This window comes from Paenibacillus sp. PvP094, from assembly GCF_040546835.1.
Lineage (GTDB): Bacteria > Bacillota > Bacilli > Paenibacillales > Paenibacillaceae > Paenibacillus > Paenibacillus illinoisensis.
Genome location: NZ_JBEPOM010000001.1, coordinates 356,670 through 380,417, shown reverse-complemented (window position 1 = coordinate 380,417; position 23,748 = coordinate 356,670). Strand labels below are relative to the sequence as shown.

The window sequence follows — 23,748 nt, the reverse complement described above, 5'->3', positions numbered from 1 at the left end:
TGACAATCGTTATGCCCGGATCACGAGCGGAATTTCCAGCCAGATCCTGGAGTTCCCATCGGACGAATCCCAGGGTATGAAGTGTGGCTCCATCGTTCCCGCCCAGTCGGACGGCGTATGGGATGTGGAAAGCTTGCCTGAATAGGACGGCTTCTCGATGGTTGCCGGATCTTCCGAGTAGAAGAACATCAGATTCTCATGCAGGGCAATTATCCCGTACTTATCTCCATCGCCCGGCTTCTCCTCTTGGTATTGGTAATGGTAAAACACATAACTGGCGACTTGATCCGGCTTGAGATGGGCGATTCTAACATAAGGCCGGGCCGAAGCGTTTTGTCTTGACCATTGCTGCTCGCTGACTGGTTTGTGATAGTGGAAAATATCTGTCATCGGCACCCATCTTCTAGCACTGCCCGTTCCGGGCCAGATTTCCAAAGCGTGTTCGCAGTGAGCGAACAGTTCATGAGGATCAACCGACTGAGCCGGGCTTTCATAATAAAGAAACAGCTGTGTCCCGAAATGGAACAGACTAAGTTGACGGGCGCCGAGTTCCTGCATCTGGATTTGAAGTACGGGTAAAGCTTCGCGGAACAATTGCTTCGGGTCCATATTCTCGCGGCACTGCGCACGGAAATGATAGCGGTACATAAGCCACCTCAGTTTCATGTCGTTTATCCCCATGTTACTGTAAATGGCTTCATAATTCCTTGACGATAATGACCTTCTTTAGCATAATAGCGACATGAATAGAAAAAGCCATTATCTGGATCTGGGGCTTGAACCGGATTTTATTTTTCGCATTGAGAAGTGCCCTCTAACTCATGACTTTGATGTCCACCAGCATGACTATTCCGAGCTCGTTGTCATTCTTGGAGGTACCGCAACTCACATTATCGAAGGAAGGGAGTATCCGATCTCCGCCGGGCAGGTGTTCTTCATCCATGGCAATGTGTCTCACGGCTATAAAGACGTGGATCATATCGAGTACGTCAACGTCATGTTTCATCCTGACCAGATGACTCAGCTGCAGGAACTGAAGCTGATGGCTGGCTTCCAGGCATTATTTTATTTCGAGCCGTTCTACCGGAAGGAAATGAACTTCAAAGGAATGCTTACCCTGAATGATGAACAGCTGCGGCAGGTCACCGGTCTGCTGGATGTCATTCTGAGTGAGCATGATCAGCGGCCAGAAGGTTACCGAATGCTGATCCGCTCCTACTTTACGGCACTCATGGGTGTGCTCTCCCGCTATTATGTGGCGAACAACGGGTGGCCTCAGAATAAAGCGCTGCGAATCGCCGAGTCCATTACGTACTTGGAGGAACACTTTCAGGAGCCGCTCAATCTGGATATGCTAGCGGAAAGGGCGTATTTGTCCAAAAGGCAGTTTCTTCGCGAGTTCGCAAGGAACTTCCAAACAACGCCCATGGACTATGTGATCCGGCGGAGGCTGGATTATTCCTGTACGCTTCTGCGTAATCCCAATTTGTCCATTTTGCAAGTGGCTCAAGAGAGCGGATTCCGGGATCAGAATTATTACGCCCGCCAGTTCAAGAAGATTTACCTGTGTACGCCTACGGAATACCGGGACAAATACATCTAAACGTTTTCATAAGAAGACAACAGGAACTCATAGGAAAACAATAGGAACGGAACTCATAACAAAATAATAGGGACCCATAACAAAACAGCATGAACGATTACGTTCCTGCTGTTTTTGTCATGTGCGGCCCAAGCGGGTGCTTCGATATTGACCGGGTGTCATTCCCAGCTTTTTTCGGAATAAGCGAATAAAGTAATTGGCGTTCTCAATCCCGATCAGCACACCAATCTCGGATACGGGGAGGCTTGTATTTTCCAAAAGAGATTTAGCTTTGTTCATCTGCAGCTCATGCAGGTATTGAAGTGGACTCAGTCCTGTATATTTCTTCAGGCAGCGGGAGAGATAGTCCACATGGAAATGGAGCGTTTCTTCCATATGCTTCGCATCGAAGGGACGGGTGATATGCTCCTCGAGATAGCTTATCGTTTGATCGCACAGTATTCTCGAGCGTGGAGCATACTGCAGGCGCATAGCCGACTGCAATTCGGTCAACAAGCCAGCGAGCTGCCCCTGCAGCGGCAAGGACGTTGCGGGCGACAAGCTTAGGTGAAGCTCCATCATTCGATGCAGGTAGGGAAGAATGCTCGGGGTGTGCAGGCTTGTGAATTTGGGAATGTACATGACCTGCCGGTGCGGAGTGACATCCAGGTTGGAGCCTTTCGCGAAGGGGGTCGACCATGGAATATGTCCGCTGTCCATCGTTCGGACAGGCTCAGGGTGGGCCAAGTGGAGCCAGTATATTTCCGTTTCTTCTTCGCAAGGGCGGTGCCCGACATGCAGACGATTCGGCTCAAGCACAAGCAAGGAGCCTGCTGTGATTTCGAATGGCACATCATCTTCCGTCATGTACAAGGTACCCTTCATCACAAAGAGCATGTCATACAAGTTGAACGAACGACTCAAGTGCTGCTGTCCCGGATTCCAGATGGAGTGACCAATCGTCACTAATTGCGGAAGTGGGGGGATGGTTAGCTCCAGACAATTCATAAGGCCAGCCCTTTCCATTACTTCATGATGCACCTATTGTATCATGCACTGAATTGCGAATGGTCGGAATTGTGCTATAAAAAGTCGTCTTTACACCTATTCGTTCAATGCTGGAAGGCCTATATTAGGGATATATGAACGAGAAAGGAAGCGAAATCATGCGATTCCGTCAAGTCCATCTGGATTTCCATACCTCGGAAGCCATTGTTCCCATTGGGGAGCGTTTTGACAAAAGGCAGTTTCAAGACATGTTGAAGCTTGGGCATGTCGACTCAATTACAGTGTTCTCCAAGTGCCATCATGGCTGGGCGTATCATCCTTCGGAAGCTAATGAGATTCATCCGGGTTTAAGCTTCGATTTGCTTGCGGCACAGATCGAGGCAGCCCATGAAATCAACGTAAAAACACCAGTGTATCTTTCGGCCGGTTTGGATGAAAAGCTAGCCCGGCGTCATCCCGAGTGGCTGATCCGTGACATGAATGATCGAACAAATTGGGCCGAAGGCTTCATGCAGCCAGGCTATCATCAGTTTTGCATGAACTCTCCTTATCTCGATATCCTGATCGAACAGATTCGGGAGGTTATACTCCGATATGATGTAGACGGATTGTTTCTCGATATTGTGGGTATACGCAAATGTTACTGTCATAACTGTGTGGATACCATACGGCGTATAGAGAATGACCCTCGCAATGAGGAAGCGATGAAGAGCCTATGGGAGAGCACATATGCCAATTACACAGCCAGGGTGAAGGAAGCGGTGGAATCGATAAAACCAGGTCTGCCCATCTTCCATAATGGCGGACATATCAAGCGCGGTCGTCGCGATTTGGCTGCAATGAATACCCATTTGGAACTGGAGTCGCTGCCTACAGGTGGATGGGGTTATGACCATTTTCCTCTTTCGGCCAGGTACGTACAAACGCTCGGATTCGAATTTCTTGGCATGACCGGGAAATTTCATACCGCTTGGGGAGAATTCGGCGGATATAAACATCCAAACGCACTTCGGTATGAAACCGCTCTCAGTCTTGCAAATGGTGCAAAATGTTCAATTGGGGATCAGCTTCAGCCTGACGGCCGGATGGATCCGGCAACCTATGAATTGATCGGTACGGCTTACGGTGAAGTCGAAAGTAAGGAAGCATGGTGCGTGAATGCCGCGAACATTGCGGATGTAGCGTTGTTGTCCTTGGAAGCAGCGGGTGTGCACCCTAAAGCCCAAGAAGAAGCAAGTCGGAACGATTCGGATGCAGGGGCTGTACGCATGCTGCTGGAGGGCAATATCCTATTTGATGTGATTGATACGGAGCATGATTTTTCGAATTACCAGGTGCTGATTTTACCGGATTATGTGGCGGTGAATGACGAGCTGAAGGGTAAGCTGGATTTGTTTTTGCAGCAGGGAGGTAAGGTTCTTGCCACAGGCTGGTCGGGTCTGGACCAGGACGGCACGTCCTTCGCCATTGATTTCGGAGTGAGATATGTGGGAGTGAATCCATACCGTCCGGACTTTTTTCATCCGTTGTTCAAGCCTGCGAGCCTGGGGGAAGCTTCCTTTGTCATGTATACGGAAGGCCAGAAGCTTGAACTTGCCGGCGGAACGGAGCTTGGAAGCAGGAAAGATCCGTACTTTAACCGCGATGTCTTTACCTTCTGTTCGCACCAGCATACGCCAAGCAGCGATGTTTATGGAGGACCGGGCATGGTAGAGAGCGCCAGTGGCATCTATCTGGCCTGGAACGTGTTTGAGGATTATGCGAATCAAGGAAGTCTGATCCTGAAGGAGACGATCCTGTTTGCGCTGAACCGCCTGCTGCCTAATAAAACGCTGAACACCGATCTGCCTGCCCAGGGCGTAACCACCCTGCAGGAGCAAAAGCAAGAAAAAAGGCTGGTCCATCATCTGCTGTATGCGTCACCGGTCCGCCGTGGCAAACATATCGAAGTAATTGAGGATATCATCCCCCTACATGATGTTGAGGTGTCCATCCGGACTCCCCATCAAGTGAAGAATGTGTATTTGGCGCCGCAAGTCCAGTCCATTCCCTTTAAATGGGAGAAGGGTTCGGTTAGCTACACCGTTCCGAAGCTTGAATGCCATCAGATGGTGGTTATCGATTACGAGTGATATTGAGACAGGAAGGAAGCAAAGCGATGGACTTCAAACCGCTATCCATATTTATCGACCGCCTAACGGATTGGCGTATTCCATGGGCGGAGGTTTTGGTTTTGTACCGCAATCAAGAGGTCTTCCGCTACCGCAGCGGTTATGCTGACTTGGAACAACGTATTCCCATCCACGACAGGCACATCATTCGGCTGTATTCACTGACCAAAATTCTGACCTGTACGGCAGCCCTTCAGCTGGTAGAAAAGGGAGTGCTCCTGTTAAATGATCCGTTGTCGGACTATCTTCCGGAATATGGCGAGATGGCCGTGAAAGTGACCTTGCCCAGCGGTGAAATGGTATTGGAGAAAGCCCAGAGAGCGATCCGGGTACGGGATCTCTTTACCATGTCGGCCGGACTCTCTTATGATATCCGTTCCCCTTCAATCCTGGAAGTCGTAAGACGCACAAGCGGAAGAGCGCCAACCCGCGAAGTAGCGGCGGCCATCGCCGAAGAACCGCTGTTGTTTGAACCGGGGGAGAGGTGGAGCTACAGTTTAAGCCATGATGTTCTTGCCGCTGTGGTCGAAGTTGTCGATGGAAGACGGTTCGGCGCCTATGTTCGGGATGAAATTACCGGCCCGCTCGGGATGTGTGATACCGGCTTCGATGTATCGGAAGAGAAACGGAGCCGTTTGGCCCCACAGTATGAATATAGCGAGTCCTTAGGCAAACCTATTCCCAAGGAGGGGAACGATTACCGGATCGGTACGGAATATGAGAGCGGCGGTGCCGGGTTATTCTCTACGGTGGATGACTACGCCGTCTTTCTGAATGCACTTACCCATCAAGGAACAAGCCCCGAAGGCGTTCGAATCCTCGCAGCCGAGACGGTGAATCTCATGAGAACAGATCATCTGACGGAGGCCAATCGCAGTCATTTCACGTGGTCGCAGCTTGCGGGGTATGGTTACGGGCTCGGTGTTCGCACACATCGTTCCAAGCAGACCAGCGGGTCGCTCAGTCCGCTTGGTGAATTTGGCTGGAGCGGCGCAGCCGGTGCTCTGGCGATCATGGACCCGTCTTCTCAGCTGACCGTCATGTATGCGCAGCATATGTTGAACAATCAAGAGCCCTATGTGCATCCACGCTTGAGAAATCTCGTATACGCTTGCTTGAACCAACGTTAGGAGGAATTGGCATGAGAATTCGATATGATCGCTTTCCGGGTGGCGTGCATAAGGCCATCACTCTGAGTTTTGATGATGGGCAGATTCATGACAGAAGGCTGGTCGAGAGGTTTAATGAATATGGTATCAAAGGCACGTTTCACCTAAACAGCGGTACGCTCGGAAAAGAGGGATTTATTGCACGGGAGGAGATACGCCCCCTGTTCACAGGGCATGAAGTATCTGCACATACCGTCAGCCATCCTTTTCTCGAACAGTCCCCGGTCGAACAAATGGTTCAGGAAATCACGGAGGATCGAAAGGGATTGGAGGCTCTGGTTGGTTATCCTGTGCGGGGGATGAGCTACCCTTTTGGTACATATAACGACCAGCTTGTCTCGCTGCTGCCTTCGCTGGGGATCGAGTATGCACGGACTGCCGCAAACGAGTTCGGATTCAATATGCCTTCAGACTTCCTGAGATGGCATCCGACCTGCCATTATCGGCAAATGGTGGAGTACGCGCAGCAGTTACTTGCTTTAAAGCAGAGGCATACCAAGATGGCATTGCTGTATGTGTGGGGGCACAGCTATGAATTTGAGAACGACAACAACTGGGAGCTGATCGATCGATTTGGAGAACTCGTTGCCGGAAACGAAAATATCTGGTTTGCTACGAATGCTGAAATCGTTTCGTATATGCATGCATTGCGGCAGCTCCGATTCTCGGCAGATTACCGGATCGTCCATAATCCCTCTGCACAAAGTGTATGGGTAAGCGTGGAAACGGACGTCGTAGAGCTTGCGGCAGGCCAACTGACCGAGCTCGGTTGATCCCTTTTTTACTGTCATTCTCTGGATCATTTCTCATAATAGATGAAGAGAGGACTGAAGTCTGATGTCTACCGAGGGAATGCAAACAACGAAATTACAAGGAAAACAACGTTATATACAAGCCATTGAGGACATTCTATCGAAAACGCTAAATAATATGGATAAGTTCGGGACCCGGTTTCCCCATGTTAGTCTGAATGGAACTTATATTTTGAATGATAACGACGACTGGACAAATGGCTTCTGGCCGGGGATATTGTGGTTGTGCTATGAATATTCACACGATGAACGCTACCGGAAGGCAGCAGAAGGGGCAGTGGCAAGTTTACGTCAGCGGCTTGAGCAGCATGACTCTCTGGATCACCATGATATCGGATTCTTATACAGCTTATCGGCCAAAGCCCAGTGGATCATCACTGGCGATGAAGGCGCTCGGGAGCTGGCTCTTGCTGCAGCTGATGTATTAATGAAACGATGGCGGACTACGAGTGACGGCAGCGGTTATATTCAAGCTTGGGGAGCCCCAGATAACGAGCAAGAAGCGGGGAGGATTATTATTGATTGCCTGCTTAATCTGCCGTTATTGTATTGGGCAAGTGAACAGACGGGTGATCCAACGTACGCTGAAATAGCACAGATCCAAGCAGAGAAAACACGGCGTTATATCGTTAGAGGGGATGATAGTTCGTATCATACGTTTTTCTTCGATGCGAAGTCGGGTGTTCCCATCGGCGGTGCCACTCATCAAGGCTACAGCAACGGTTCGACGTGGACGCGGGGTCAAGCCTGGGGTGTATATGGCTTCGCGCTATCTTATCGCTATACTGGAAATAAAGCATTTCTGGAGACTTCCAAGCGTATGGCCCGCTACTTCCTTGAACATTTACCCGAGGACAGTGTTGCTTATTGGGACTTCAATGCTCCTATAGCTGCGGATACTTACCGGGACAGTTCAGCCTCAGCGATCGTCGCTGCCGGACTGGCGGAGCTTATCACCCATTTGCCTGCTGGTGATCCAGATCGTCTGTATTTTGAGCAGATGTTGGCAACAAGCATGGAATCGCTGATCAATAACTATGCCACGATCGGTGACGATGAAGCAGAAGGATTTCTTAAACATGGGTCTTATCATATTCATGGCGGCTTATCCCCTGATGATTATATGATCTGGGGCGACTACTTTTACCTGGAAGCGTTAATGCGTCTTGCGCATGATATTCCTGGTTATTGGTATGAGCGTAGCGGGAAATAACACTGGAATAATGGGTTATATAAAGCATTGGGAAACATGGATAAGAGGCTTGGAAAAAACACCGTACTGACACATTGGGATGATGACCCTCGTTCAAACTTGGTTCTTTTGATAGGGCCGTGGGAGAGGGCATTGTCCCATACTTTTTTATAGAGATCATAATGCCTATATACCTATCATATCTCGGTTGAGAGATTATCGGCTGTACAAGCGAGTCATTTTCCTGCAGAGTACTCAGCTTATGCAGGATGGGATATTGACCATAGAGCAACGGGTCTTGGGAATGGTTGGAGGGGCTGAGGGTGAATCCTGTTGCACCCATAGAGAGTCTAGTGAATTATCTAACAAGACGTATAGACAGGTCATCTTTTGTCTCTGGAGGGGGAAAAGTGGCCTGTTTTATTAGTTTTTAGCGAGGACAGATAAAAAAAGAGTAAGCTTCGTCATCGGAACATTATATTCCATACGATTTAATATAGTCCAAATTCACAATGCAGACGTTATAAAAGCTAGATCAATACTACACTAAAGAAAAATCGAAAAAACATGCTTAAAGTCCTAAAAATAGTTCGTAAAGCACAGGAATTCTCTACGAGAATGTCGCAAAATGGGTTTTATCTAAGTAAAAAAGGAGATATAGTATCCATCGAATATGAGAACACATTGTCTAGATATAGTCTGATGCTTACCTTACAGCAATGGTTACAAATTCAGGATTAACTCTAAATGACGGGGGAAATAGTCAATGAAGAACGTAATACGCAAATTGATGGTCCTGCTTACCATTGCATTAACCTTCCAGACGGGACTCGGTAATTATATTACACCGACCACTTTTGCAGCCACGGGTCCTGTGTTGTCTGTATCTGGAGGTTCGGCTTCATTCGTGGCTGGAGATAATTCGTCCTCAACTCCGGTTGCTATCGACTCTGGCATAACGGTAACCGCGGATAGCAGCACTACCCTTGAAAGCGCAACAGTGGCGATTACAGGCAATCTTCATGTTGGAGAAGATGTGTTGATTTTCATTAATGACGGGCGGACCATGGGGAATATTACAGCTAGTTATAATGTATCCACTGGCGTGCTGACGTTGACATCCGCGGGCGGAACCGCAGCGTTGGAGCAGTGGCAAGCCGCTTTGAGGTCAATTACTTATACAAATACGGCGGTCACGCCAATTACGGCGACACGTACGGTTAGCATGACGGTGACGGACGGCGTTAATACAAGCAGTGCGGCTACGCGAACGGTGACGGTGACGGATACCGACCAGACACCAATGGTGACCACGAGTGGTGGTTCGACCCATTACATCTCTGGAACTTCGACTTCGGTTGCTATTGACGGCGGTCTGACGGTATCAGACCTGGACAATGCAACCTTGAGTAGCGCAACGGTTAGCATCACGAGCCACTTCGACGCGGGAAAAGATGTACTGGCTTACATTAATGATGGGGCGACCATGGGAAACATTACGGCGACTTATAATGCATCTACAGGCGTGATGACGCTGATATCATCAGGCGCAACCGCATCGTTGGCACAGTGGCAGAGTGCGTTGCGAGGAATTACGTTTTCAAGCACGAGTGCCACGCCAGGGCAGCGCAACATCAGCTACGCTGTAAGCGACGGAACGAAGACCAGCGCTGCTGCTACACATACTATGGATGTAACAGTGATCGTGCCTCTCAGTCTGACTACAAGCAGCGGTTCGGCTTCATTCGTGGCTGGGGATAATGCGCCCTCAACTCCGGTCGTTATCGACTCCGGCATAATGTTAACCGGAGATAGCGGTATTACGCTTCCAAGCGCAACAGTGGCGATCACAGGCAATTTTCATGCTGGAGAGGATGTACTGAATTTCATCAATGACGGGCTGACCATGGGGAATATAACAGCTAGTTATAATGCATCTACTGGTGTGCTAACGCTGACATCAGCAGGCGCCATTACAACGTTGGCGGAGTGGCAAGCTGCTTTGAGATCAATTACTTATACAGATACGGCGGTCACGCCAAATACGGCGACACGTACGGTTAGCATCACGGTGACGGACGGCGTCAATAAAAGTAGTACGGCGACAAGAACTGTAACGGTGACGGAAACCGACCAGACACCAATCGTGAACACGAGTGGTGGTTCGACTAATTACATTTCTGGAGTTTCGACTCCGGTGACTATGGACAACGGTTTGACGATAGCAGACCTGGACAATACGACATTGAGCAGCGCAACGGTTAGCATTACGAGCCATTTCGACGCGGGAAAAGATGTACTGGCTTACACCAATGATGGGGCGACGATGGGAAATATTACAGCGAGTTATGATGCTTTCACTGGCGTGCTGACGCTGACATCATCAGGCGCAACCGCAACGCTGGCGCAGTGGCAGAGTGCGTTGCGAGGAATTACGTTCTCGAGTACGAGCGCCACGCCAGGGCAACGCAACATTAACTACACTGTAAACGACGGAACGAAGACCAGCGCTGCTGTTACACATACAGTACAAGTAGCTGTGATGACGCCTCCGAGTCTGACCACAAGTAGCGGTTCGGCTTCATTCGTGGCTGGGGATAATGCGCCCTCAACTCCAGTCGTTATCGACTCTGGCATAACGGTAACAGCAGATAGCAGTACTACTCTTGCAAGCGCAACAGTGGCCATTACAGGTAATCTTCATGTTGGAGAAGATGTGCTGGGATTCACCAATGACAGGCAAACTATGGGTAACATTACGGCCAGTTATAATGCAGTTACGGGTGTGTTGACGCTGACATCAGCGGGCGGAACTGCAACGTCGGCGGAGTGGCAAGCTGCCTTGAGATCAATTACTTATACAGATACGGCGATCACGCCAAATACGGCGACACGTATGGTTAGCTTCACGTTTACGAACGGCGTCAATTCAAGCAATACAGCGACACGAACTGTAACGGTCACAGCTATCAATCAGACACCAATTGTGACCACAAGTGGTGGTTCGACTAATTACATCTCTGGAGCTTCGACTCCGACAGCTATTGACAGCGGTGTAATGGTAGCCGACCTGGATAATACAACCTTAGCTAGCGCAACGGTTAGCATTACGAGTCATTTCGACCCGGAAAAAGATGTGCTTGCTTTCATGAATGATGGAGCGAGCATGGGTAATATTGCGGCGAATTATGATGCACTTAATGGCGTGCTGATGCTGACGTCCGCTGGTGGAACCGCAACGTTGGCGGAGTGGCAGAACGCATTGCGAGCAGTTACTTACAAAAACACACAAGTTTCTACGAATATGACGACGCACACGATCAGCTTTACCGTAAGCGATGGTGACAAAATGAGCAGCATCGCAACAAAGAGCATTACCTTGCAGGCATTAAGCAGTTTAAGGGCTACTCCAAATACGTTAAAGGTACTGAGCGGACAGACTGCATCCGTGGCCATTACAGCTGTTTTTTCAGATCAGTCGCAAAGAGATGTGACCTCATTGGTAACCTGGACTGTTCGCAATCCGTCAATTGCTAATGTTACCAGCGGCAGGGTTACAGGTAAGACAGCGGGCAGTACTGTCGTCAGTGCTGTGTATGGAACCCAATCGGTAGATATAAACGTAACAGTAACCGGTACGCCAGTTTCGGGGTCAGGATCCTCTCCGAGCAGTCCAAACAATACAAGCACTTCAATCGATACGAGCACTCCGGCTGAAACAGACTCTTCAACGCCCCCAGTTCAGGAGACCAAGTATTTTCACGATCTTGTTGAAACTGATCGGCTCGTAGCTTTTATTCAAGAAGCATTGGCCGGTAACGCTGTGACATTCCAGGACGCGGCGTCCCATTGGGCTTCCAAAGATATTTTAACCGCTGCCAAGATAGGCATGATTAAGGGCTATCCAGATGGCAGATTCAAACCGGATGCTTCTATTACAAGAGCAGAGTTCAGCACACTTCTTGTTAAAGCATTTGCCCTGCGTTCAGGAAGCGGAACGTTTGAGTTACGGGATATTCAGAACTCCTGGGCGCGAGACTCTATAGAAATTCTTGCTTCCAATGGAGTTATCAACGGGTACTCTGATGGAACCTTCCACGCTGATTACAGGATTACACGAGCCGAGATGGCTGCTATGATCTCGAAAATCCTGATTTTTCAGAATACTCCATCTGGCGATGCTGCCACATTCGTTGATGTAGCACCCAAGCATTGGGCGAAGGAGATCATTGAAGCGGCTGCAAAGGCGGGGCTGCTCGAGGGCAAGAGCCAGAACCGGTTTGAACCGGACGCCAATCTCACGAGGGCGGAAGCCTTAACGGTGATCATGCGCATGCTGAGAGAGAATCCAACAATAGATCAATTGCTGGGTTAACCACAAAATAGCTCATAGCTTCTAAACTGAGCAGATGTAAGACTAAGATTTGTCCCTCTCATTGTTAACAGGTGTATAGCTAAACCTGCTACAGTGAGGGGGCATTTTTATGTGTACAGTTATACAATATGAGTTGTGATTTTAATGAAATAGACCATCCTGAGCCTTTTCGGTGAACTGACCGAGGCTAAGCAGACTATTACGAATTATCACCGACGAACGGCTTGCTGTCCGAAGAACTGGCTTCGATACTGGCAGGCAAAGTTGTGGCCCTGATCCGTCTAATAAGATTCTCGCGTGCGCGTGCACTCTGCTGCTCATCGTACAGGTGCTGTGTTGTACCATGATCTAGGTTTACCTAAAAGGTTAAATTCTTTGCGCTCTCTCCTGAATGGAGTTTAATTGCATTTGAGAATAACTTAAATTAGTGGGAACTCATTTGAAAACGCATACGTAAAAAATAGAGTATGTGACATACATTTATATATTAGGAGAGTTGCTGATGCAGAAAAATCGCCCAAAAGATCGTAGTTTTCACACGGTAAACAAAGTAATCGCTTGTGTTTTGACACTCGTGCTCGTCATTATCGCATGTGCGGTACCTGTCAACGCGGAAGAAGAACTGATTCAGACAACACCATCCAGGATTCCTTTAACAGAGTTAGAGAAAACCATTGATTCTTATGTTGAGTCGTATGAGAAGTATACCGCTGCCGTTTCTGTTGTGGCGATCAAAGATGGCGAGTTCATAGTAAATAAAGCATATGGCTTTGCGGATATTGAGAATCAGCGAAAGGCAGATACCTCCACTGTTTTTGAATGGGCTTCTATCTCTAAACTGTTGGTCTATACGAGTCTTATGCAGCTTGTCGAACAAGGGAAGCTTGATCTGGAAACGGATATTAGAGAATATCTGCCAGAAGGATTTTTCAAAAAGCTCAAATACGATGAACCAATTACCCTATTGAACCTGATGCATCACAATGCGGGTTGGGAAGATCAAACAGTGACCGAAGTGTATTATTACGACGAGAATGAAGATTATGATTTAGGAGAAACGCTGCGTAAAAATGAGCCGAAACAGATATACAAACCGAATAGCGTCGTCGGTTATTCGAACTATGGCGTTGGTCTAGGTGGATACATCGTGGAATTGGTAAGTGGCCAACCTTATTATGAATATGTTAATCAACATATTTTTGAACCGCTTCATATGAACGACACTACGGTTCATCCAACGGGGCAGGATCGTCCAGACCTCGTGCAGAGAAGGAATGAGATTGAAGGGTACACGAAAGATTTAAAACGGATCTCTGAGAACAGAGTATACGTAACGTTCTATCCTACAGGGGCAGCCATGGGGACAGCTGAAGATTTAGGGAAATTCCTTGCAGCGCTGATGCCTGTTGATGATAACAGTGTATTATTTGCCAAGAGAGATACGTTAGACGAAATGTTGTCAACCAGTTTGTATTATGACGGAACTTCGATTCCACGATTTGCGCATGGGTTCGCTGAGATGGAATATTGGGTACCTACACTGCTTCATGAGGGGAATTTAAAAGGGTTTTCAAGCAAAGTTGTCTTTGATCCAGAATCCAAATTTGGAATGGTGGTCATGACAAACATTGCTTTTGAGGAAGTCTATTATTATGGACTTATTAGCAAGATTTTCGGTAACAGCACATACGTTAATTCGGTTACTTCTGAGGGAGGGGGATATTTTCAATCTGCAAGACGGCCCGCCTCTAGATTTACCGATTTATTTAGGCTGCTTGATATAAGCAAATTTTCAAAAGCGGAGTTAAGTAGTGTTTATAATGTGGTCGAGCATCATGGCATTGTTGAGAAAATTTCCTATACTCCTTACATGGATTACTTACCTGTATCGAATCTAAAGGTGAATTTGATTACAATATCGCTTATTCCTGTTGCGCTAGCCATCATTTTCAGCTTAGGTGCTCTGATCGGTTACATAATCCGGATGCTTCTTTACAAACTTAAAAAACGAGGAAATCTTTCAACCCATTTCGATAAATATTATTTTGCCATTAATTTCACAGGTGGGTTGCTCCTACTCAATCTTTTTATCATCCTTACCAGACTTCCAAGTTATCCTGCTTATTCTTCATTACGCATCAATTTAGGGTTTAATCTGCTATATGTAGTCCTGGCAGTGGCGTATCTTGGTTTGCTCATTTACAAACTGCGGAAGAGTAGTTACGCCAAAAAGCAAAAGGTGATGTACATTATGTCTGGCATCTCGGCATTTATCTTGGCTGCTTTTGTTGTGGGTTGGAATTTGTATGTTTAGAAAAAGCGGGAAGAGATAAAAGGATGACTTAAGCATAATTGAGAGATGCCAAGGTTAGACTTCGTAATGCCACCCTCAGAGTGTGAGATTTCAAAGGTGAGTTATTCATAGATCAGGGATAAGGTGGTCAAAGAATGGAAGCAAAAATGTTGTTTGGCGTTGGTTTAGTCTTTGAAACACCTGAATTCGGAACCATCGTTATGGGGGCCAATGAAGAGTTGGATGAAAAACTTCCGTCAAAAATCAAAGAGATGATCGGTGACCAGATTATCATCAAAAAAATGGACGGGGAAGAGCAAGTGTATGGAGTCGTTTCTATTCAAATTAATCATTTGTAGCCGGCAAAAAGAATATCGGTATATGTTTGGGGAAAGAAATTTCCCCAGAAGAAGTACCAGCCGGTTCAATCGTCTACTGTTATCCATGATTGATCAGTAGTGTGTGCTTTGGTAAAGCTATATGGAGTGGCAATTTCTTATTGAACTGGCTGTGCTCATCTTTACTTTAATCCGGTTCGAGGAAACAAAACTACTGGTGGCGTATGCAGGATCTGTAAGTATCAAAAACCCGACATGAATTGCGGGTTTTTGATACTTTATTGTTGGGAGATGAAAGGCGCTACCCAGTAAATTCCTGGACCCATGTGTTGTTATAATAAGCAATACCGATATGAGTATAACTATTATTCAGTATATTTGCTTTGTGGCCAGGGCTATTCATCCACTCCTTCATAACCTGGGTAGGGGTGGTTTGCCCTTTTGCGATGTTTTCTCCAGCGGTATTATATGTGATCCCGAATTCCTTCATCATATCGAAGGGGGATCCATGTGTTGGCGAATTATGATCAAAGTAACTGTGGTTGTACATGTCCTGTGCCTTGACCATAGCCACATTTGATAATTCTTCATTCCTACTCAAGGAACTTAATCCCGTCTTGGCCCTTTCTTGATTGACCAGATCCAGAACCTGCTGCTCAAAATCTGTTTTATCCGTAGCATTTTTTTTACCTTCCTGTACTTGTCCTGTTGGCTCCTTATTTTCAAGATTTCCTGCAGGTGCCTGGTTTACTGTATTTCCATCCGGTGTTCGAATCAGATCCAACAAATCCAATGGAATTCCATTTTGGGCTTCTTTTGTTGTAATAGATCCCTCTTGCCTAGATGTAGCTGTTGATGATGCTTGTGTGAGGACAGAGTTTGGTGCAGCAGCATGATCATGAATTGAAATTTGTTTTTGCTCAGGAGTCACTTGTTTTTGCATCATATTGTTATGGGACGAACAGCCTGCCACCAATAATAATATTGTTAAAATGAAAAACTTTGCCATTTGCCAACCTCCTAGATCCGTTAGTTAATGAAGTTCCCGGATTTATGTTTTCCTGTATGCCATTTACTTATTCCTAATATGGTTCTCTCCTTATCCAGTACTTTTTTATGATCAATACCATTTAGATCGCCTTGTCTTTTTTTGTGTCTCGAGGAAAGCAAAGCGTGTTGCGAATGGTTATGGATAAAGAAGGCCATATCGGGTCATAAATGCATCACGGGATGAATGTTATCTATTTCATTGGCATTCCTGATGAAAGGAGTATTTCGATGGATAATTGGGAGAATCTATTCAAACTAATTTTACTCATTTATTATTGCCGCGAGATACAGTGTACTTTTCGAAGTCCTGCTTAACTAAACGCCTCCGTTGGTGGGATAGACAATTTTATAGAGTATAAACCATATGCTGCATCATATAAAACAAACTGAAAGCTAGTATTTGATAATTCGATGAAGTCAGCAACTGCGTTTAACACAGTATTCAAGCTGCGGGGCTATCGCCCCTTGATTGACAGATGTATAATCATGGAAGAAATCTCAGTCAACAAACGCCCCAGCCTAAGATAAGAGCGGAATCAGGCGACAACCACTGAGAGGCAAGTTCTGACGGACCCAGTCGCTACGCTCCTTTAACCCTCTCGGATTCGTGAATACAGCAACGTTATCTGAAATCAGGACAAATATGTAATATCAAAATCTAGGAGTGTGATTCGACTTGGAGAACTCAAATCTAAAAGATCTTATTGAAAAATACCTGAGCGCATATAACACGTTTAACATTGATGGAATGATAGGAGTTTTAAATGAAAAATATTCATTTTCGAAACATTTCTAAAGGTGAAGTGAATTCGGAAACTAAGGGGATTCAGGAATTTCGCACATTAGCAGAGCAGTCAATTCAGGTATTTTCTCAAAGGCGTCAAGTAATAAAGAACATTATTTTCGCAGGAGATAAAGCAGAGGCTGCCGGACATACTTGGCATACGCCAAGCGTCGTGAATGCGGGAACGTTAGCCCGAAAGAAGTTCTTAATTTAGGAGGAGTCTATATGATACTAGAAAAAGTTATAAATAAAATTGAAATACAAAGTGAATATAAGGATTTGGTTGATAAGTATATAGATCAGATCCTTACCGAATTTAAAGGTAAGATTCATAGCATTTATATGTGTGGCTCGATTCCCAAAGGAACTGCTACACCTTTTAAGTCAGATGCGGACTTTACTATTGTCTGTGCAAATCCCAAGGATATTGATTACGAAAGATTGACAAATATTAAAGACAGGCTTTTGAAAGAATATCCAATAGTCACTAAGATTGATACGATCATTTGCTCGATTGACGATGTATTAAGTAAACCGAATGAGTGGGGTTTTTGGGTTAAGATCATCTGTGTTTGCGTATATGGCAATGATATTGGTGAAAAAGTACCACCGATCGTTATTTCACCAGCGTTCATTCTAGACTTAAATACAGAGACCAAGGAAGAAGTAGATCGTATACGTCGTTCACTTTCTACTGCTAGTGATGACACGCTGAAAACTAGATATATTAAAGGGTATTCGAAGAGATTAATTCGTGCATTGTACTCTTTGGTTATAGTAGATACAGGTGTATGGCAAGATGACATTATTGAGATGAAGAATGCCATAATAAAGTATTGCGAGATTGACTCCGCTTTAGTTGAGTATCTGTATGCTTGTTACTTGGATAGTGATGTACTTGTTGAAGACTTTCTGGGAATTGCAGATGAAGTCTATAGCTATTTTGAGAACGCTCTAAATGCAATGAGAAAATTATAAAGCAGTTTACAAATTGCGTTATCGGTACGGCTCGATACCCGACTCAGCGTCTTAGTGGACTAAGCAGCCGAGTATGCAATAAATTTCATAGTTGGCCAGGGAACTCACTTGGTTACTTATCATAGCTAAGGTTATACTAATATATAATGAAAGCTATCTTAGGCTGCTTCGTTATGCCGAGCATCATAGTCTGGTTTTAACAAGCTTTTACGAAGAGAAACTCCTTCTGGATGAAATGATCTATCATAGATATAGATTACGTACAGATACAATAGAAGCAGCATGAATTGAACAAAAAAGTGGTGGTTGAATTGGGGTAACCGTTAAAGATTTACTGCAGCTTCCTTCATTTAGAGGAGCTCAGGTGGTCACAGGGACAAGCAGGCTTCATCAGACCGTTTCCTCTTTATCTGTGTTGGAAGTGGCGGATGTCAATTTCTTCTCGCAAATTATTCAAACCGTTCAAGAAGAATGGTACGCTGAAGAGCTGGTCATCAGCTCTTTTTATTCGATTAAGGACAGCGTGGAGCAGCAATGTCAAACGGTTCAATACTTGCATGACCTTGGTGAAATGGGATTAATTTTGTACTATGTTGGCATTGTATTGCCGGATATCGCCGATGAAGTGCTTGAGCTGGCAGAATCGCTGAATTTTATTATCATTTGCATGCCGAGAAACGATTACTCGCTTAGGTATAATGAAGTCATTTATGAAGCCATGGAAGCAATCGTAAGCAATCAGAAGGTGAATGAGCATTTCGTGAATGAATCACTGGAAAAGGTCTCGCTGCTGCCGGAACATTTGCGGAGTGTGGAAATTACCCTTAAACTGCTGTCCGACCGGATGAAAGCGAACATCGTTCTGACAAATAGCAATCTGGATATCATCAATCGTGTCATGTGGCCGCGCAATTCATCGCTTGATGTGACGAGTCTGATCCGGTCCATGGCGCCTTCCATTTTAAACGGCAGAATGGGAGAAGATGAGCTGGATTCGTCCTGCTTTGTTGAATACAAACGTGTTCATCAAAAAAACGGGGAGGTCCTTTACCTGTTTCTCATTAAAGAGAATACGAAGCTGCCTCCGAAGACAATGGATCAAATCAGCGAAGTGGTGCAGGTGGCCATCAATTTGTGGGGAGATAAGCATAATGAGGTCAGCGAGTACGCTTTGGTGAAAGCCATCGTGAATGATGAAAGCGAAAAAATGCGCAGATTGGCCAGTTTGCTCCATATTGACGTTTCCGGGATTCAAATGATGTGGCTCGTGTACGTTCGGGATTTGTCGGAGGAAAGAAGGGTAAGGGAAGACTTAAAAGCGCATCTCCTGCAATATTATAAAACCGCGGTCATTCAAACGATCGATCACTGCGTTGTCGTGCTGCTAGGGAATTGTTCCTCTAAATACAATGAGTATGAAATCGCAGCAGAATATATCGAAACGACGAGTCTCATTGCTGACATATCAAGCATCGTTTATTCTCCGAGAATGCGTAACACACAGGACGTACGCCGAATGTATCAGCTCGTTAACGGAGTCTCTAAAGAGGTTCACCGCATTTATCATCACCGCAAACTGTACACCGCAGCTGAAGTTCGTTCCATGAAACGAGCCATAGACCTCAGTAAACAAGGGGAAGAGATCACTGAAGAATGCTTGTCCGTCATGGAGCCAATTATGGACGACCCTGACGCGTTGAAAACGCTGATGACTTTTCTGCTGGATGCGAAGGGGAATATGGATGATTGCAGCAAGCTGTTGTTCGTCCACAAAAATACGGTGAAATATCGCATTAAAAAGATTTGCGAGCTCATCGGATATGATGTGACCATCAATTCGGAATCGTACGATGTTTATACCGCCTGCATGGTCTACCGTCTCATTCATGACTAAAAAGTTCCGATGTTTTGTCCAATAAGACAAAAACATCGGATTTTTTTTTGTTTTCTGAAAAAGACGCTGACCTCCTTCATCTTTTACAATAAGAAAACAATATTCGAACGAACAGGATTGGGGGAGATCATATGAAAGCCGTTAAAGAGCATCAATCCTGGTTCAGTCTCGGGATCATCTGGGCTGGCGCAGTCATCAGCATCCCAAGTTTGTTGGTAGGGAATGCGCTGATTGCTGGCATGGGAGTATCGAAGGTATTGCTTGTCACGTTAGTAGGTTACTCCATTATTGTGCTGCTCATGATTTTGCAGGGGATTCAAAGCACGGATTTGGGAAGGCCGACGGTTCAGGTCGCAGGTCAGGTGTTTGGCAAAACAGGGTCTCGAACGATTTTGTCCATTATCCTCGCTATTGCGTGTCTTGGCTGGTTCGGGATTCAGGCGAATGTATGCGGGGAAGCTTTGGCCAATCTGCTCGCCGAGATCGGTATAACTATTCCTGTACCGCTGGCATCACTCATCTGCGGTCTCGTGATGGTCATTTCGGCCATGTACGGCGTTAAAGTGCTGCGGGTGATCAGTTATATTGCCGTCCCTTTATTGATCGGAATCAGCGTGTACGGTCTGGTCGAAGCATTGACTGGGGAGTCTCTGCAGATCATCCAAAATTATAAGCCTGCGGCCGTTATGGATTTTACCGATGGACTGGCCGTAACCCTAGGTTCATTTGCGCTGGGGGCAGTCATCGCGGGAGATTATTCGCAATTTTCGAAAAAACGGTCTGATGTCCTGAAAGCCGCGCTATTCGGGATTGTTCCGGCAGGCTTGCTGATGATTGGTGCAGGAGCCGTCCTGACAATTGCTTACCAAGCCAGCGATATCACAGCAACCTTTTTGAGCATCATGACGCCGTTTGTTGGCGGTGTGATTTTGATCTTGGCTACATGGAAAACGAATCTTGTGAATGTGATTTCAGGTGGTTTTGCCTTAATTAACGTGTTCAACGTTTCGAAGGAGAAGGAAAAGTGGGCTGTCGGCATTGCGGGAACCCTTGGAACCGTACTCGCTGTCGTTGGCATACTTAACTATTTTACTCCGATCATGTCCATTCTGTCGGCTATGATTCCGCCGGTGGCAGGCGTGATGATTGCTTCGTATTGGGTGCTTGGCAAAGGGGATAAGAGACGCTGGCAAGAGGTTGAGGGCGTGAACGTGTTGGGCGTTGTCTCATGGCTTGTGGGCGCGATCATAGCCTGCACGCCTGTCGTGTTATCCTTGTTCCCAAGCCTGCCGCAGTTACCAAATCAGCCGTTGACCGGAATTATCATTTCTTTTGTCATATATTATATCGGCTATCGTTTATTTGCTCAGAAGACAGTTATATTGGAGGAATCATAAATGAGATATTTAGATGAAACAGCTGTTGAACATATTGCTGTCGGAGCAGCATTTCTGGGAACGGGTGGAGGGGGAGACCCATATATCGGAAAATTGATGGCTCTCTCGGCCATTAAGAAGTTTGGACCTGTCAAACTATATTCCGTGGACGAGATAGGGGATGAGGACTTTTTCATTCCTGCCGCGATGATGGGGGCACCTTCCGTATTAGTGGAGAAATTCCCTCGTGGTGACGAGTTTGTGAAGGTTTTTCAGAAATTAGCGAATTATTTAGGAAAAGACAAGATTGCGGGTACGTTTCCGATGGAAGCGGGTGGCGTCAATTCTATGATTCCTATTGTTGTTGCGGCACAGCTGGGGTTGCCTCTGATTGACTGTGACGGTATGGGCCGGGCGTTCCCGGAGCTTCAGATGGTGACGTTTAACCTGGACGGCATTCCAGCGACACCGATGGCCATAACGGATGAGAAAGGGAATATTGGCATCTTTGAGACCATTGACAACAAATGGACAGAACGGCTCGCCAGGGTAGCTACAGTCGAAATGGGTGCCAGTTCTTTAGTCAGCCTGTATCCGGCAACGGGTGCACAAATGAAGCAGAGTGGTGTCCATCACATCGTAACCCTGTCCGAACAGATCGGAGCAATCATTACATCGAAGAACCGAGATGCCAAGGACAAGCTTGAGGAACTGTTGAAACGGGTATCCGGCTATGAGCTATTCCAAGGGAAAATTGTGGATGTCATCCGTGAAACCAAGGGCGGATTTAATCTCGGCTGCATGCATCTTGAAGGCATTGAGGCGTTTAAAGCCGGAGAGATGAAGGTTCATTTTCAAAATGAAAACCTGATTGCTGAAAAGAATGGTCAGGTGGTAGCGATGACGCCCGATTTGATCTGTCTGGTTGATTACGAAACCTTGTTGCCTGTGACCACAGAGAGCCTGAAATACGGTAAACGCGTACGGGTTATTGGATTGCCCGCTCATGAAAAGTGGAGAACGGATAAGGGAATCCAGACGGCAGGTCCAAGATACTTCGGCTATGATTACGATTATGTACCACTTGAGGAAATGGTGAAAAAGGCGGTGGCTGAGAATGTATAGAATCGGGATCGATGTAGGCGGCACCAACACAGATGCCATCATTTTGAACGAGGATCATCAGTTGATCCATGCGGTGAAATCCCCAACAACCTTGGATATTCGCACAGGGATTGAAACCTCGCTCCGGCAGCTGCTGCAGGGGGCGAATATTGATAAAAATCAAATCACACATGCCATGTTAGGCACAACACAATGCACAAATGCCATTGTTGAACGAAAAAAGCTGGCCCAAGTCGGTGTCATTCGTCTGGGGTACCCAGCAACGGCTTCCGTTGCTCCGTACACGTCCTGGCCTGAGGATATGGTTCAGAAGCTATCGGGTAAATATGCTCTCGTACAGGGCGGATACGAATACGATGGCCAATTGCTCGGAGAAGTCGATGAAGGCGAAATCACGGCTCTTCTGGAGGAGTGGCGCGGTAGTATTGAATCGATAGCGGTCATCGGCGTATTTTCATCCCTTAAAAATGATCAGGAGTTCCACGTTCGCGATCTCATTCATCAAATGTACGGAGCAGAATTTCCTGTTTCCTGTTCTTCATTGATTGGTTCGGTTGGTTTAATCGAACGGGAAAATGCGACCATCCTCAATGCGGCATTGTGCAAGGTCATTGAAACGACAACCGAGGGCTTTGTACAGGCATTAGAAGAAGAAGGCATATTGGATGCAGCGGTGTTTTTATGCCAAAATGACGGTACCTTGATGTCAGTAGATTATGCTAAACAGTTTCCGATCCTGACCATTGCCTGTGGACCTACGAACAGCATACGCGGTGCCTCTTATTTGGCAAAAATCAAAGATACGATGGTTCTTGATGTGGGCGGCACGACATCGGACATCGGCGTTTTGCAGGACGGCTTCCCGAGGGAATCGTCGGTTGCAGTCGAGGTTGGCGATATCCGCACGAATTTCCGCATGCCGGATATTATCTCAGTGGGACTGGGCGGCGGAAGCATCGTACGCTCGGAGAATGGCAAAATTACAGTTGGCCCGGACAGCGTAGGATACAGGATCGGAAAAGAGGCGCTTGTCTTTGGCGGGAATACACTTACGACAACGGACATTGCCGTTCGGCTGGGTCTTGCAGATGTCGGGGATCAGAGCCTGGTAGCGCATCTGGATGAAGACTTTGCTAAACAGGTGCAGGGCGAAATTGCAGCCATCATTGAACAGACCATTGATAAAATGAAGACATCTTCAGGTGATGTTGAGCTTGTGTTGGTAGGCGGAGGCAGTGTCGTGATTCCGGACACCATCCGCGGAGTATCCCATATGATTAAGCCTGAGAACGGGGGCGTGGCTAATGCCATTGGTGCGTGTATTGCCCAAATCAGCGGCCAATATGAGCAGATTTACATCTATTCTACAGAGCCCCGTGAGGCAGCATTAAGAGATGCTCGGGAAAAAGCCGTGAAACAGGCGGAACTTGCTGGCGCCGATCCGGTGACGGTTGAGCTCGTGGAAGTGGAAGAAACCCCGCTCGCTTATCATCCGGGAAATGCGACAAGGCTTCGAGTGAAAGTCGTAGGAAATATGAAGTAGAAGAGGGCTTCACATGAGTTGATACAACTTGTGTGGGGCTCTTTTTTGTTATCGATGA

The 23,748-nt window shown here is 46.5% G+C and carries 17 protein-coding genes; 14 read left to right on the top strand and 3 right to left on the bottom strand.

All coding sequences use genetic code 11. The features are described from left to right. Window positions 1-9: 9 nt before the first annotated feature. Entirely contained in the window at window positions 10-666 is a 657-nt protein-coding gene (locus ABIC22_RS01955; RefSeq protein WP_354477704.1) for a hypothetical protein, read from the bottom strand. Window positions 667-742: 76 nt separating this feature from the next. Between ABIC22_RS01955 and ABIC22_RS01950 the strand changes: the two genes are divergently transcribed. Beyond that, window positions 743-1,603 (top strand): helix-turn-helix domain-containing protein, encoded by an 861-nt coding sequence (locus ABIC22_RS01950; RefSeq protein ID WP_354477701.1) that lies wholly within the window; start codon window positions 743-745, stop codon window positions 1,601-1,603. Window positions 1,604-1,720: 117 nt separating this feature from the next. Here the strand turns inward: ABIC22_RS01950 and ABIC22_RS01945 are convergent, their stop codons facing one another. Further along, window positions 1,721-2,608, bottom strand: a complete 888-nt coding sequence (locus tag ABIC22_RS01945) for a helix-turn-helix transcriptional regulator (RefSeq protein ID WP_354477698.1) — start codon at window positions 2,606-2,608, stop codon at window positions 1,721-1,723. Between the two features lie 140 nt (window positions 2,609-2,748). Between ABIC22_RS01945 and ABIC22_RS01940 the strand changes: the two genes are divergently transcribed. The 7 genes from ABIC22_RS01940 to ABIC22_RS01910 all read left to right on the top strand — a co-directional run bounded on the left by ABIC22_RS01940 (window position 2,749) and on the right by ABIC22_RS01910 (window position 14,961). Beyond that, window positions 2,749-4,722, top strand: coding sequence for a beta-galactosidase trimerization domain-containing protein (locus tag ABIC22_RS01940; RefSeq protein ID WP_354477695.1), 1,974 nt, complete (start codon window positions 2,749-2,751; stop codon window positions 4,720-4,722). Between the two features lie 26 nt (window positions 4,723-4,748). Then, entirely contained in the window at window positions 4,749-5,891 is a 1,143-nt protein-coding gene (locus tag ABIC22_RS01935) for a serine hydrolase domain-containing protein (RefSeq protein WP_354477692.1), read from the top strand. An 11-nt stretch (window positions 5,892-5,902) separates the two neighbouring features. Next, the gene (locus ABIC22_RS01930; RefSeq protein WP_354477689.1) at window positions 5,903-6,703 is read left to right on the top strand and encodes a polysaccharide deacetylase family protein; all 801 of its coding nucleotides are present in this window, start codon (window positions 5,903-5,905) and stop codon (window positions 6,701-6,703) included. A 64-nt stretch (window positions 6,704-6,767) separates the two neighbouring features. Next, complete coding sequence (locus ABIC22_RS01925) at window positions 6,768-7,955, top strand: glycoside hydrolase family 88 protein (protein WP_354477686.1); 1,188 nt, start codon at window positions 6,768-6,770, stop codon at window positions 7,953-7,955. A 745-nt stretch (window positions 7,956-8,700) separates the two neighbouring features. Next, window positions 8,701-12,309 (top strand): S-layer homology domain-containing protein, encoded by a 3,609-nt coding sequence (locus ABIC22_RS01920; protein WP_354477683.1) that lies wholly within the window; start codon window positions 8,701-8,703, stop codon window positions 12,307-12,309. A 502-nt stretch (window positions 12,310-12,811) separates the two neighbouring features. Then, window positions 12,812-14,623 carry a serine hydrolase domain-containing protein gene (locus ABIC22_RS01915; RefSeq protein ID WP_354477680.1) on the top strand — a complete coding sequence of 604 codons (1,812 nt, stop codon included), beginning with the start codon at window positions 12,812-12,814 and terminating at the stop codon, window positions 14,621-14,623. 134 nt (window positions 14,624-14,757) lie between these two features. Further along, a complete protein-coding gene (locus tag ABIC22_RS01910) occupies window positions 14,758-14,961 on the top strand; it encodes a hypothetical protein (RefSeq protein ID WP_354477677.1) in 204 nt (67 codons plus the stop codon). 280 nt (window positions 14,962-15,241) lie between these two features. On the opposite strand, the gene ABIC22_RS01905 is transcribed toward ABIC22_RS01910, so the two are convergent. Continuing rightward, window positions 15,242-15,949 (bottom strand): CAP domain-containing protein, encoded by a 708-nt coding sequence (locus ABIC22_RS01905; protein ID WP_354477674.1) that lies wholly within the window; start codon window positions 15,947-15,949, stop codon window positions 15,242-15,244. Window positions 15,950-16,754: 805 nt separating this feature from the next. On the opposite strand from ABIC22_RS01905, the gene ABIC22_RS01900 reads away from it, so the two are divergent. From ABIC22_RS01900 to ABIC22_RS01875, 6 genes are all read left to right on the top strand, one after another. After that, the gene (locus ABIC22_RS01900; RefSeq protein ID WP_354477671.1) at window positions 16,755-16,988 is read left to right on the top strand and encodes a hypothetical protein; all 234 of its coding nucleotides are present in this window, start codon (window positions 16,755-16,757) and stop codon (window positions 16,986-16,988) included. A gap of 11 nt (window positions 16,989-16,999) precedes the next feature. Further along, window positions 17,000-17,752, top strand: coding sequence for a nucleotidyltransferase domain-containing protein (locus tag ABIC22_RS01895; protein ID WP_354477668.1), 753 nt, complete (start codon window positions 17,000-17,002; stop codon window positions 17,750-17,752). Window positions 17,753-18,116: 364 nt separating this feature from the next. Then, complete coding sequence (locus ABIC22_RS01890) at window positions 18,117-19,646, top strand: PucR family transcriptional regulator (protein ID WP_483312523.1); 1,530 nt, start codon at window positions 18,117-18,119, stop codon at window positions 19,644-19,646. Between the two features lie 131 nt (window positions 19,647-19,777). After that, complete coding sequence (locus ABIC22_RS01885) at window positions 19,778-21,043, top strand: cytosine permease (RefSeq protein ID WP_354477665.1); 1,266 nt, start codon at window positions 19,778-19,780, stop codon at window positions 21,041-21,043. Then, complete coding sequence (locus tag ABIC22_RS01880) at window positions 21,044-22,147, top strand: S-methyl thiohydantoin desulfurase family protein (RefSeq protein WP_183522879.1); 1,104 nt, start codon at window positions 21,044-21,046, stop codon at window positions 22,145-22,147. It abuts the gene before it with no gap. Beyond that, a complete protein-coding gene (locus ABIC22_RS01875; RefSeq protein ID WP_354477662.1) occupies window positions 22,140-23,690 on the top strand; it encodes a hydantoinase/oxoprolinase family protein in 1,551 nt (516 codons plus the stop codon). Before ABIC22_RS01880 ends, ABIC22_RS01875 begins: the two co-directional genes overlap by 8 nt. The last annotated feature ends 58 nt before the right edge of the window (window positions 23,691-23,748 follow it).